The 13,257-nt window shown below is 43.3% G+C and carries 11 protein-coding genes; 4 read left to right on the forward strand and 7 right to left on the reverse strand.

The window, feature by feature from the left end; translation table 11 throughout:
- Positions 1-195: 195 nt before the first annotated feature.
- Positions 196-765, reverse strand: coding sequence for a dihydrofolate reductase family protein (locus tag BW976_RS12370; protein WP_076373600.1), 570 nt, complete (start codon positions 763-765; stop codon positions 196-198).
- A gap of 503 nt (positions 766-1,268) precedes the next feature.
- Between BW976_RS12370 and BW976_RS12375 the strand changes: the two genes are divergently transcribed.
- A complete protein-coding gene (locus tag BW976_RS12375) occupies positions 1,269-2,336 on the forward strand; it encodes a cobalamin-independent methionine synthase II family protein (protein WP_217696245.1) in 1,068 nt (355 codons plus the stop codon).
- Positions 2,337-2,423: 87 nt separating this feature from the next.
- On the opposite strand, the gene BW976_RS12380 is transcribed toward BW976_RS12375, so the two are convergent.
- Both BW976_RS12380 and BW976_RS12385 read right to left on the reverse strand, forming a co-directional pair.
- Positions 2,424-2,972 carry an inclusion body family protein gene (locus BW976_RS12380; protein WP_217696246.1) on the reverse strand — a complete coding sequence of 183 codons (549 nt, stop codon included), beginning with the start codon at positions 2,970-2,972 and terminating at the stop codon, positions 2,424-2,426.
- Between the two features lie 238 nt (positions 2,973-3,210).
- On the reverse strand, positions 3,211-3,621 hold the full coding sequence (locus BW976_RS12385; RefSeq protein ID WP_076373722.1) for a DUF4267 domain-containing protein: 411 nt from the start codon (positions 3,619-3,621) through the stop codon (positions 3,211-3,213).
- A gap of 216 nt (positions 3,622-3,837) precedes the next feature.
- Here BW976_RS12385 and BW976_RS12390 point away from each other — a divergent pair, with 216 nt between their 5' ends.
- Both BW976_RS12390 and BW976_RS12395 read left to right on the forward strand, forming a co-directional pair.
- The gene (locus BW976_RS12390) at positions 3,838-4,875 is read left to right on the forward strand and encodes a LacI family DNA-binding transcriptional regulator (RefSeq protein WP_076373602.1); all 1,038 of its coding nucleotides are present in this window, start codon (positions 3,838-3,840) and stop codon (positions 4,873-4,875) included.
- 157 nt (positions 4,876-5,032) lie between these two features.
- A complete protein-coding gene (locus BW976_RS12395) occupies positions 5,033-6,106 on the forward strand; it encodes a phosphotransferase enzyme family protein (protein ID WP_076373603.1) in 1,074 nt (357 codons plus the stop codon).
- A 317-nt stretch (positions 6,107-6,423) separates the two neighbouring features.
- Here BW976_RS12395 and BW976_RS12400 read toward each other — a convergent pair whose 3' ends face one another.
- Complete coding sequence (locus BW976_RS12400; protein ID WP_076373604.1) at positions 6,424-7,365, reverse strand: NAD-dependent epimerase/dehydratase family protein; 942 nt, start codon at positions 7,363-7,365, stop codon at positions 6,424-6,426.
- Between the two features lie 305 nt (positions 7,366-7,670).
- Here BW976_RS12400 and BW976_RS12405 point away from each other — a divergent pair, with 305 nt between their 5' ends.
- Positions 7,671-9,074, forward strand: a complete 1,404-nt coding sequence (locus BW976_RS12405; RefSeq protein WP_076373605.1) for an endonuclease/exonuclease/phosphatase family protein — start codon at positions 7,671-7,673, stop codon at positions 9,072-9,074.
- Between the two features lie 147 nt (positions 9,075-9,221).
- On the opposite strand, the gene BW976_RS12410 is transcribed toward BW976_RS12405, so the two are convergent.
- From BW976_RS12410 to BW976_RS12420, 3 genes are all read right to left on the reverse strand, one after another.
- Complete coding sequence (locus BW976_RS12410) at positions 9,222-9,857, reverse strand: ankyrin repeat domain-containing protein (RefSeq protein ID WP_076373606.1); 636 nt, start codon at positions 9,855-9,857, stop codon at positions 9,222-9,224.
- Positions 9,858-10,010: 153 nt separating this feature from the next.
- Positions 10,011-11,810, reverse strand: coding sequence for a glycoside hydrolase family 35 protein (locus BW976_RS12415; RefSeq protein ID WP_076373607.1), 1,800 nt, complete (start codon positions 11,808-11,810; stop codon positions 10,011-10,013).
- A gap of 121 nt (positions 11,811-11,931) precedes the next feature.
- Positions 11,932-13,257, reverse strand: a complete 1,326-nt coding sequence (locus tag BW976_RS12420) for a DUF3472 domain-containing protein (protein ID WP_076373608.1) — start codon at positions 13,255-13,257, stop codon at positions 11,932-11,934.

A 13,257-nucleotide genomic window follows, 5' to 3' on the forward strand; every position in this document is an offset into this window, starting at 1 on the left:
TAGACACGCAGGACTTAAAATCCTGTTCCCGTAAACGGAGTGCGGGTTCGATTCCCGCTCTGAGTACAAAGCCCTGATACATGCCCGTATCAGGGCTTTTATTTTTGATGGTGTGGTGATAATACTGGCCATAGACAGGATAAACCGATGATCCATAGATTTGTAGTCTGCTCAGTCGTCCACATTGGCGAAAAATTATTTTTTCAGCGATCCAACGTGTTTATATGTATTGATGAGTACGCCTGTAGGGGTGGCCTTCGAGTCAACAAAAGCGAGTTCGCGTGCGTCAAAGCTGTCCGAAAACAGGCGCTTGCCCTGGCCCAGCAAAACCGGGTATACGAGCAGTATAACCTCGTCCACTAGTCCCTGGTCGAGCAACACTGATGTCAGTGTCGAACTTCCCAAGATGAGCAAATCGGGGCCGTCTGTTGACTTGAGACTGCGAACACCGGCTACGATGTCTGTCCCCAAGTCCTTTACTGGCCCCCATTCGAGGCTGTCAGGTCTGTGGGTCGCTACGTGTTTGGTCGCAGAGTTCATACCGTTCGCCATCGGATGACTTCCGGCCTTAGGCCAAAAATCTACCCAGGCATCGTAAGTTCGGCGACCAAGTACTAGGTCAAAGTTTGTACCGTACTCATCAAGGAGCATCTGTAGCCCGGCCGGGCTTCTAAACGGCCCCGACCAATCGCCATAAGTGTAGTTTCCAGCATGTTCGATCACGCCATCCAGCGAGATATGTTCAACAATCCTGATCTTTCTCATTTTGTTTACTATTAGTTTATGTTTATGCTAAGGTAGAACGGATGAGGTACGCGCACAAGGGTCAATCGTGACAATTAGAGGGGGGATTCACGACCACTTGCATTTGTTGTATGAGCCAGACGGATCAAAGCTTCCAGCAATACCCCTTAGCCTACAAAATCAGGGGCACCAGTAAGAATGATACGCAGTTTTGAAACACTCTTATAGCCAATTGAATGCTGTTGCATACAAAGTTTTACAAGTGGGTTTACATGGTTTACACATTTTATGGTTAACATCAAATTATTTAATTGATAATCAATATATTAAGTAAATATTTCTGTTAAATAATGGGTTTACATGTAAACCCATTATTTAACAGGGTCCTCTGCGAGAAATTCAAAATTCATTATATTCCCTCGTATCTAAGCATCTCGGGCAAATTGGCTTTACATTAATTTATTATCTAATTCTCTGTGAGGCAATACCTAAATAATTTAACTTTATGAGCAATCTTAAACCAAATGATGAAAATATTAACTGAACCAATTGGGAGCATTCCCCGTCCGGCTTATTTACAACAGGCGATGAGCGCCTTTGGAGCCGGACAAATTAAAGCCGAAGAATTAAACAGATTATTTGATCAAGCTACCCAGGAAACTATCAAAGAATTGGAAACTACAGGTTCGCCGGTAATTTCTGATGGCGAGCAATCCAAACCAAGCTTTGTTACCTATCCTTTGCAAGGCTTTAAAAGCTTTGCCCCTGACGGAGTGATCATTCCTTTTGCCGACGGGCATACCAGGCAATTGCCAAAACTTACCGCAGGCCCTTTTCGCTATACTACTTTTGCTAATTCATATCTGCAAAAAGCTAAACAATTTTCGTCACTCCCTATAAAACAGGCAGTTATTTCCTGCTCGGCAATGAGTTTACTTTATCCGCAGGAAGGTATTGATGGCTATTCACGTGAACAATTTTTAACAGATCTGGTTAATGATGCGGCCTATGATATCAGAACGTGTTTAAACAATGGCGCATACAATGTGCAGATTGATTTTACAGAAGCCCGCTTAGCTATAAAATTAGACCCAAGCAAGCAGTTACTTTCTGCATTTATTGATTTAAATAACCAGGTATTGGACAAATTTACGGCCGAGGAGCAAAAGAGAATAGGTATTCATACTTGTCCCGGTGGTGATCATGACTCTACACACAGTGCTGATATTCCGTACACAGAGCTACTCCCTCTGTTATTTAAATTACACGCGGGTAATTTTTATCTGGAATATGCTGCAGAAAAGGATAAGAAGACCGTTCTTGAGTCGATCAAAGCAAACCTGAAACCCAACCAACATGTGTTTCTGGGCGTTACCAATGTGCTTGATCCACGGGTAGAAACAGCCGAGCAAATAAGTGACCTGATTCTTGAAGCCGCGCAAATTATTCCCGTTCAACAATTAGGTACTACAGATGATTGTGGTTTTTCTCCTTTTGGAGATGATACTTCTACAGCCAGGGAAATCGCTTTTTCAAAAATCCGTGCCCGTGTAGATGGAACCAAGTTAGCAGAGAAAATACTTTCCAATTAAGATTAATTGTCAAGAGCAAAAAATTGATTATTGAAACAATAAGAGTCCGGATAGATCCGGGCTTTTATTGTTTTTGGGATAATATGACTAATTCTGTACAGTAACCGTTGGATCCCAATAGTAGTAGCCAAACAATATCGGATCGACAAAATCTCTATGGCGAACATACAGCGCAAACTGAACATTGTAATATTCTGTTCCGGTATTGATCACATTGGCCTGGTTGAACCAAAAATTCTGTGTAGAAAATCCAACTGGGAGTGCATCACGGTCAACAGGTAAAATACCTTGCCTGGTATAAACACTAAAAGTTAAGTTATTAAATACTGTGGTTCCCCCAAACTGGGCCAGGTTGTAAATGACTACTGCCGAATCGAAATTGCTGTATTCAGATACAGCATGCCAACGGATAATATCACCAACATTTGCCTTTATACTTATGTTTGCTGTCCCAGATCCGGTAATAACATCACTCCTGGTAGCCACCATGTACATATAATTGTGCGGTAAACCGGTTGGTTTCGCGGGATCTTTACTTGGCTTCGGATAATCTGTAGTGATTGCATCGGTATCAATAACTATCTGGATGTTAATTATTTCCTGCGAGGAAGAATGAAGCTCATTATAAATTGCCACAATGATAAAGTTGAAGATATACGCCGGTGTGTTTTAAGCTTAACAGGGAAAAGACCACAATGTCAAAGTCAACCTTGCTCATTTCCCGTTATTATACAAACCTGGCATTAATTATCCAGCCTGCTTAGCGTATAAATACGGTATGCAAAAAATGAGTATTTATACGTTCAACAACTTTTGATTTACCTTTGAAACCCAGCACTTTTCATGCCGGGTTTTCTTATTAAAATTTACACGTTCAGTCCTTCCGCCAAAAAAGAAGAATACTGGTGATGATCATTACCAAGGCTGTGCCGCCGTGTATCATCAAGTGTGCTGTATCATGTATTCCGTTGGTTGTTAAAACAATGAGCGCATCGGTTGTGGGCACAATAATCGCAGTGGTAAATACCCAAGCCGTTACTCTACGCATACGCATCCATAAAAAAGGTAACAGTACCAGGCCAGAGAAGGCATCACGAATACCTTTGATCTTTCCATAAACGGCATCCCCGGTGTTTGAAAAAGAGATACCAAAACCTGTGGCACCCACTTGTGGAATTATCATAAAACGGATGCCTATAAAAATAATACCCGCAGCTAGTAATAAAGTGATCCACCAGGATACAGAGCGCAGCCCCCAGGGCGTAATGTTAATTTGTGTTTTCATTTTTATTTTAATTAATGTCACAAATTTCGGTCGCTCAAAATTCCTGTTCATGCACCTGAGTTAACAAATAAATTTTGGCAGGATCCAGAAACAAACGTTTGCGTGAAGATAAACGGCTTTTTAAGTTCTTAGAAGCCCTATCTTTTTCAATAAACCAATGCTTAAATTGCCAGTTTAAAAGCATTTTACTAATTTTAATGATTACTAAAACTGATAATGACCGGAAAACCAGCCACCATAAAAGAAATAGCCAAAATTCTTAATGTTTCTGTATCAACAGTTTCCAGGGCTTTGCACAAACATCCTACTATTGGTATTACTACCCAATTAAAGGTGCAGGCATTGGCCGAAAAACTGGGTTATGAGCCTAATCAGAACGCCATATCTTTTCAAAAAGGAAAAACCTATACTATTGGTGTTATTATCCCCGAATTGTCTGAAGCCTTTTTTTCGGCAGCTATCAGCGCTATTGAGGATACGGCCTACAAAAGAAATTATACCGTTTTGATAGCCCAATCACATGACAACGAAGAAAAGGAGATACAGCTAGTTGAAAAAATGAAAAATTCCCGTGTAGATGGTTTGCTGATATCTGTAGCCAAAACCACATCGTCATTTGCTCATTTCGATATGCTGAAGCGTTTTAACATTCCCGTGGTATTTTTTGATCGCATCCCTCCGCTTAAAAACATACATTATGTGGCCTGTAATATGGAAACCGGCAGCATTGAGGCTGTAAACTACCTATTACAAAAGGGGCACCGTAGCATAGGCCTCATCAATGGCCCGGCTACCCTTGCAGCCAGCGGCGAACGCAAGGAAGGCTACATTAAGGCCATGACAAAGAACAGGCTAAAGTTCGACCCTTCGTTAATAGTAAGCTGCAACTTAACTGAAGAAGGCACCAGGGCCGCTCTGGATGGCCTGCTGGCCCACAAACGCCGGCCAACAGCCATTGTTACCTTTAATGACTATGTGTCTTTATATGCCATAAAACATGCCCGCAACCTGGGTATCGATCTGGATAAAGACCTGCAATTTGTGAGCTACGCCAATTTACCTATCATCAATTATATGGACTATGCCCCGGTGGCATCGGTTGAGCAGTTCCCATACCTCCAGGGGCAAAAAGCTGCCGATATTTTATTAGATCTCCTGTCGCGCAAAGAGCAATCGCCAGACGGAGTGCAGGCTTATTACAACGTAATGGTGGAGTCGCAGCTGATAGAAAACAAAACCAAAAACAGTTATTGAAATTGTGGATATCACACCATTCAAATCAGTCACCTGTTTTGAACTTATCTTAAAGGATTGTCAATAAAAAAAACAGGCAAACGTTTGCGTGAAAAGTTTAGCAGTTTATTAATTAGGTTTGGTTTAAGCATTCAAAAAACCTTAAAAAACTTAGTAAATGTTTGATGTTATTCTAAAATCCTTTGACCTTATTGCACACGATTATCATATTGAAAAATTTGGCGAAGGGTTGATCAACCGAACCTGGAAAATAACTGGTTTTAAAAACGATAACGAATTTATATTACAGCAGATCAATAAAAACGTTTTTAAAACACCTGAACATATAGCCCAAAATACCAACAAAATAGATAACTATTTATCAAAGCGCTATCCCGATTATTTGTTTGTAGCATCGCTGCCAACCGTAACAGGCGATTACATGGTAAAGTATACCGACAACGAGTATTACCGGCTGTTTCCATTTATCAAAAACTCCATCACCTTAAATACAGTACAAACCCGTGATGAGGCATTTGAGGCGGCCCGCCAGTTTGCCAAATTCACCAATTTGCTGGCGGGCTTTAACGTAAGTAACCTGCAATACACCTTGAGTGGTTTTCATGACCTGTCTGGCAGGTTTGAAACATTTAAGCGCGTGGTAAAAAATGCCGGTGCCGAGCGATTGACTGAAGCCCGTGACACCATCGATCAGGCTTTTGGGCACCGGGATATTGCAGATGTGCATCAATCCATCATGCACGACCAGCTGATACCTCTGCGCGTTGTTCACCATGATACCAAGATCAGTAATATTTTATTTGATACCGACCATAAAGGCCTCTGCGTCATTGATCTGGATACTGTTATGCCGGGTTACTACATCAGCGATGTGGGTGATATGATGCGGACCTATCTGTCCCCCGCCAACGAGGAAGAGCAGGATTTTTCCCTTATTGAGGTACGCGAAGACTTTTTTGCAGCCATTGTGGAGGGCTACCTCTCGGAAATGAACAGCAACCTCACCGAGGGCGAGCGCGAGCTGTTTGTATACTCGGGTAAATTTATGATCTATATGCAAGCCATCCGTTTCCTGACCGATTATCTGAACAATGATATCTACTACGGATCCAGCTATCCCGGGCACAACCTGGTGAGGGCACGTAACCAGTTCACCTTACTGGAAAAATACATAGCCTCCGAAGATAAATTTATGCAGATGGTATCCGCAACCCAAAGTCAGCCTAAATGATGCTGAAAAAACTTTTTAAACCTTAAATTTTAACACTTTTCGGCTCAAAAACGGGGTAAAAACAGCTCAAAATTTGTTCAAAACCTCTCATTTTAACACTTTTTAACAAATTTTAATACGATTTTTATACGTTTTGAAAACTTTAAAAAGTATTAATTTATTGACTATCAAATAACTACATACCAAACGGTCGGTTTTTGTTCCCGTTTTGCTCTTAATCAAACAGCCCGCTTCTCTGATAAAAGAGAAGCGGGCTGTTTCAATTATCGTAAATATACGAAAATTTTGCGGGATTATGATAAGGTTTAGGTCTTCTGTTATACCACCAGCGACAGGTGTTTGATCATATCGCTGGTCATGGTTTTCTGGTCAAACCGGGCCTGCCAGCCCCAGTCTTTTTGGGCTTCGCTATCGTCAATTGACCGTGGCCAGCTGTCGGCTATTTGTTGGCGCGGATCGTTTTCGAGATAATTGATGGTAAAACCCGGAATGTGTTCGCTGATCTCGATGGCCAGTCCGCCGGGTGTACAGCTAAAACCAGCCAGGTTATACAAGCGGAATACTTTTAGTTTTTCCAAAGGGGTTTGCATCAGCTCGATGGTACCGCGGATAGCATCGTCCATATACATCATGGGCAGGCGCGTATTGGCCGAAAGGAAACATTGGTAGCTTTCGGTAGCTATAGCATCGTGAAATATCTGTACCGCATAATCGGTAGTGCCACCACCCGGCGCGGCTTTCCAGCTGATGAGGCCAGGATAGCGGATGCTGCGTACATCCAGGCCGTATTTTTCGCGGTAATAGTTGCACCAATGTTCGCCGGCCAGCTTGCTGAAGCCATAAACCGTTTGCGGGTCTTTTTCGCCAAATTGCGGGGTATCATCTTTGGGCGAACCCGGACCGAACACCGCGATAGAGCTAGGCCAGAAAACTTTTTCGACCCGGTACGCGACCGACAGATCCAACACATTGAGCAGCCCATTGATGTTGAGATCCCATGCATAACGGGGTTTGGTTTCACCGGTGGCAGATAACAAGGCAGCCAGCAGGTACACCTGTTTGATCCGATACTGCTCAAAAATGGTTTTCAACCTCTCCAGGTCATTCACATCGGCTTGTACAAATACGTCGCCTTTCAGCTGTTCACGTGGTCTTATATCGCAGCTAATGACCTGATAAGCAGGCCAGGTTACCTTTAACGCGTCAATCAATTCGGTGCCAATCTGCCCGTTTGAGCCTATTACTAAAATACTATCCATGTCGGTTTAAAAACCGAAATTAGACATCATTGGTCGAAAAAGAAGCTCGCGGAAGCTTCAATTTCTACACAAACGTTTGATAAACAAATGTTTTAATAAGTAATGATCAGTAATTTTAACATAGCCGGAAGCTTGTAAAAAACCGTGGCTTCAGCAGTTTTCGTACACTCAAGGTATCCTAAAAGGATGAGTACTTTGATGAAACCGGCAAAAACCAAGATAAACATTGATACATTATATAATATCGAAATAATACTATCCAAATAAGGAGCATATTATTTTGCATTCTAAATCAGAATAATCAAATGAAAAAAAGCTACCTAATCCCATTGCTTTCGGCACTCGTGCTTTTAAACTGCAAAAAAGCATCATCATCTTTTTCATCAGACAGTATAAAGCCGGTTAAAGTCCAAACAACCCTGGCAGCCGGGGCAGACTCCATTACACTGAAAGTTTTGCAACTAAACATCTGGCAGGAAGGCACATCAGTGAGCGGCGGTTTTGATGGTATAGTTGATGCCATTATTCAATCAGGCGCCGATCTCATCACCTTAAGTGAGGTTCGAAATTATAACAGCACCAAGTTTGATGAACGCATTGTAGCGGCTTTAAAAGCAAAAGGTTATACTTTTTATTCGTTTTATGACTACAATGTTGGCATCGTATCAAAATACCCTATTGCTTCATTTAAAACCAATATTTATGGCAATGCTTTTGATAAAGCCACTGTTAATCTGAGCGCTACCACGCAAGTTACCCTATACTCGGCCCATTTAGACTATACCAACTATGCCTGTTACCTGCCAAGGGGCTATGATGGTGTAACCTTTAAAAAAATAGCCGCGCCGGTTACCAATGTTGACAGCGTTCTGGCCGCCAACCTCAAATCAACCCGGGATGAAGAGCTAAGTGCCTTTGTAAACGATGCCAAACAGGAAAGAGACAATGGACGGATTGTTATATTAGGCGGAGATTTTAATGAGCCTTCGCACTTAGATTGGGTTAAAGCACAAAAAGACCTGTTTGATCATCACGGCACCATTGTACCCTGGCAAGGCAGCGTTAAGTTATATGGGGCAGGCTATCAGGACTCGTACCGGGTTAAAAATCCCGATCCGGTAAAATATCCGGGATTTACCTGGGCGGCTTTTAACACAAGTGCCAAGCTATCTTCGCTGGTATGGGCACCGGATGCCGATGAGCGCGACCGTATTGATTATATTTATTATGCCGACAATTATAATAGGGTAAACGTAAACGAATCTATCGTGTTTGGGCCATCAGGTTCAATTGTAAAAGGCCAGGGATATGAAGATGCCATTTATACCAATCCTTTTCTTAAGCCAACGGGAACATGGCCTTCTGATCATAAAGGTGTTATAACTACTTTTTCAATAAAGACAAGCCCAACTCAGGCAAACATCATTTTAAATAAAACAAAATTTTCGGTCGGAGAAACCATTACCGTGAATTTTGCCAATGGCTCTGCCGACCCTAAAGCGTGGATCGGGATCTATGAAACCGGCAACGTACCCGGCGCAAGTAATACGTATGCCGGTGCCTGGAAATATACCAATGGAGTTGTATCAGGGAGCTTAACTTTAACATTACCTTCCGACAAACCTTCAGGTTCTTATTATGTTGCCTATTTTGCCGACAATGTCTATACTGAAATAAGTCCCAGGTTTTCATTTACTTATGGCAACTAAGTCCTGCACCTGCAAGACCTTCGCTCCCGCGAGCTTTCAGCTCGCGGGAAACGTGATTTCTGCTGAACAAGAAAGCCGAAGGCTTTGACCATGCCACCCACGAGATACCTATCGCTAATCTCGCGGGAGCGGAGAGTGTGGTCGAGGTTAATTTTTCAATAATTCCTTCAATTCCAAATCCCCGTCATCTAATAATTCAAAAGCTATATTTCCATCGGCATTGGGTATATTTTTATCGGCACCGGCTTGAAGCAAGATCTTTACGCATTCTAAGGTATCGGACGAACTGATTGTACCGCAATTCTTTAAACCATGAATGGCCCAGAAGAGCGGGGTGGATTTAAAATCGATACATAGCTTATTAATTTTTGCGCCATTCTGCACCAGCTTTTTAACCACTTTATCTCTTCCGCAGTACGCGGCCCAATGTAGTGCAGTACCACCATGGCACCCAGCATGATTTAAAATGGCGCCATTTTCTATATACAAAATAGCCACCTGGTCGGCATACAGGCTTGCAGCGGCAACAAGCGGGGAGTCCTGTTTTTCTATCAGCTCATTGCCATTAACATTTGCTCCATGTGCTAAAAAAATCCTGGCCATTTGTACAGCTTCGGCATCGGTATATGTTCCGGAAAACACGCCGTCACAAATCCGGTGCAACGGGTGCGCCTTGGTAATGTTCACACTATCATATGGAATGCCTTCATTAGCCAAAGCCGGATTATTGGATAGTGCCTGCTCTATACCCTGATAATCTTTATGGTCAATAAGTTCTTTCATTTTTGTCCTCCCACATTTATATACATTGAATATAACTATTTGTTTATAAATAGGTCATCCTGAGCATAGCGAAAGATCTTCTTCGCTATGCTCAGATGTACAATAGATACTTCACTGCGTTCAGCATGACAAATTTATTTTCTGTATCTCTCTTTACTCCAAAGTAGTTTTACCGCTGATGGTTTTAGCTTCGTTTAGGTGGAAATCAAATACTATAATTTCATTATTTCCTTTTTTGAGCCATGACGCCGGGCAGTACAACCTTTGCTGCGGGCCTGTGTTCCAATACCTGCCCAGGTTATGACCGTTCACATAAATAATGCCCTTGGCGTAATTGCTCAGGTCGAAATAAGTGTCGCCGGTTTCCTGCAGATCAAACGTGCCTTTAAAGAACATACCTTTGGCATCAGCTTCGGCCTTTGCCGGTTTTAGTGTCTTGATAAAGGCTTCAGTCATGGGTAAAGGATAGATCTGCCAATCCATCAAAGTCATGCCGTTGAGGGTAACCCGGTCGGTAATACCTTTACGGTCTATGATGTACTGGGCAAAGTTGATGTGGCCCATGCCTTCTACCAAAATATCCAGTACCGGGTCTTTACTGCTGCTTTCGGGGATTTTGATGTTCCACTTGCCGCCATCGCGGTAAACGGTATCAATCAGTTTATCATCCACAAATACCATGGCATAATCATGGGGTTCGGTAATGGTGAGTGTGCCTTTCTTATGACCGATGAGCTTGGTGCGGTAAAGCATCAAACCCTGGTTTTGGTCGTAATATTCCATTGGCTGCGGCTGCGGCGAAAGGAAAGGTTTGGGTAGCTGCTGCCAGATACTGGTAAACGGCGCTAAAGTAATAGCCGGTATGCTGATAGCTTTAGGAGCCTGCGGTACGGCCGGAATCTTATATTTTACATATTTGCTGATGAGGTTACGCAACATATAATATTTAGGCGTTGCCTGGCCCTGCTCGCTAATGGGCGCATCGTAATCATAACTGGTGAGATCGGGTTGGTACTGAGTAGTCGAAAACGCGTTGGCACCAGCGGTAAAACCAAAGTTGGTACCACCGTGGATTACGTACAGGTTAAATGATTTATGGTTCTCCAGTAAGTAGGTAATTTCTTTTTTCAGACTATTGGTATCTGGTTTGGCGAATTTCTCTTTCCAATGCGTTAACCAGCCGGGATAGGTTTCGCTGCTAAAAGATGGTACGTTGGGGTTGCGTTTGGTCGCCTGGGCAAAATCCTCATCACTGCTGCCACTGTCCAGACCAATGGCCGCTCCATCAATGTTACCGGCTTCCAGCATGTAAGGTGTCGCGCCATCGGCAGTATAAAAAGGTACGTTAATTCCGTTTTGTACCCATAGTTTACGCAGGGTTTCCAGGTAGGTTTTATCGTTAGCGTAGCTGCCATACTCATTCTCGATCTGCGACATGATGATCGGGCCGCCATTAGTACATTGCAGGGATTTAACTTCGGCTGCCAGATGAGTCACGTAACGGCTTACCGCGCTCATATAACGAGGATCCATGCAGCGCACTTTTATATCGGGGATTTTTAACAGCCACGATGGCAATCCGCCAAAATCCCACTCGGCACAAACGTACGGTCCGGGGCGTAGCAGCACCCACATTCCTTCTTCCTTACAAATACGGATAAATTCGGCGATATCATGATTCCCTGTTTTAAAGTCGAAAACACCCGGGGTAGCTTCATGGTAGTTCCAGAATATGTACGCTGCGATGGTATTACAGCCCATGGCCTTGGTCATGCGGATACGATCGCGCCAGTATTCACGGGGGATACGGGCCGGGTGCATTTCGCCGCTGATGATCTGGAAAGGTTTGCCATCCAGCAGAAATTCGTTTTTACTCAGACTGAAAACATGTTTATCCTGCCCAAAACAAAATACGGGTAATAAAAAGAGTAAGGGTAAAAGGTATTTTTTCACGGTTGCTGTTTTATGTTAGTATCAAGTAGATAGTATCAAGTATCACGACATTTGGCATCATCGATTTTGCTGCCACTGGAAAAGATAATCTCGTTACTTGATACTAGCTACTTGATACCATTTACGGTAATTTATTAAAATCAATGGTTGGATGAGCTGCGCTTGATTGCTGGCGGCTAAGATCGGTTCTTAGTGTCGAAAAATCATTAAAAAATCCACAATTTCTGAGGTAAAAATGATCGCCCTGTATACCACCACCGTAATCCTTTCGGTATTTGATGTTTGCGGTTGCATCGCCGGTAAAAACAGCTTTGGTCAATGGATACCATTTGCCATTAGTATCTACCAGCCAGCCATTGCCAAAGTTCACCCTACGCTCGGTAGTACCCATTTCGGGATCAAAATTCTCCAGAAACGAATACAAACCTTTCAAATAAAAGCCCGACATGGGGCGTTTAAAGCTGGCCACCAGCTGCCAGGTAGTTTGATCGGCGGGTTTAAAGTATGCTGTAAATATGGTGGTTTTAGCCGAGGCATCCGCTTGGGCATGTATCAAAAAGGCATAGGTTTTACCCGCTACCCAGGGATAGTTCATATAACTTTGTCCTCCCGAACCTTCGCCGCCAAACTCACCGCCATGTACGCCTGCACCTTTCTTTAACAGGTGGATTTTTAAACTGTCCGGGATACTTTTTGGATCATCTGTATTGTAGGGGCTCCAAATGGAGAACAGTACATGACGCTCGGTTGGTGAGTTTACTTGCATACCGAAGTAGCCACCCGTAAAGCCATCGGCCATAAAATAGGACCCCAGCACATCGTTACCTACAGGTACGGTCACTTCATTGTAAAACCATTCGGCGGTAGTTTTGGCTTCATCGGGCAAAGGATAATTCAGATGCACCGACGGGCCTCTCCTGCCCCAGTAAAAATAACTACCATGGTTGTCTTTGGTATACTCAGCCCCATTGGCCGTAGCCGGACCGCTCAGCAACAGATCGCTTACGTGAGCGAAGACCCTACCGCTCTTTTTCAGACCCTGCAATTTTATCTGTACATAGCCCGGGGCTTTAATATGAGCGGTACCGAAATCAACAACCGCGTTTTGCTGGTTAGATACCGTTTTGGTTAAAACACTTTGCCCTGCCGATACTTTGATGGTACTGCTGCCCTCCTGCACCTGTAGCCGGAGCGCAATTTTCAAGTCGCCGGGAGCTTCCAGGCGTACGTATACGCTTACTACATCAGCATTGGAGCTCCAGTTGCCCAGGCCAGCGCTGTCAATAATAGCCTGTGCATTTTTATTTACCCAGGCGTTGCCGCCCAACGGTACTTTAAGCGCTGTATCTGCCGGGAGTGTGGTGGCATGGCTGCTCAATTGCAGCAATGCAAAGAAGGATAATAACCAAGCAGTTTTAGTGGTGGTGATTATTTGGTATTTTGTCAT

This window comes from Mucilaginibacter lappiensis (assembly GCF_900155965.1).
In the GTDB taxonomy this organism is placed as follows: domain Bacteria; phylum Bacteroidota; class Bacteroidia; order Sphingobacteriales; family Sphingobacteriaceae; genus Mucilaginibacter; species Mucilaginibacter lappiensis.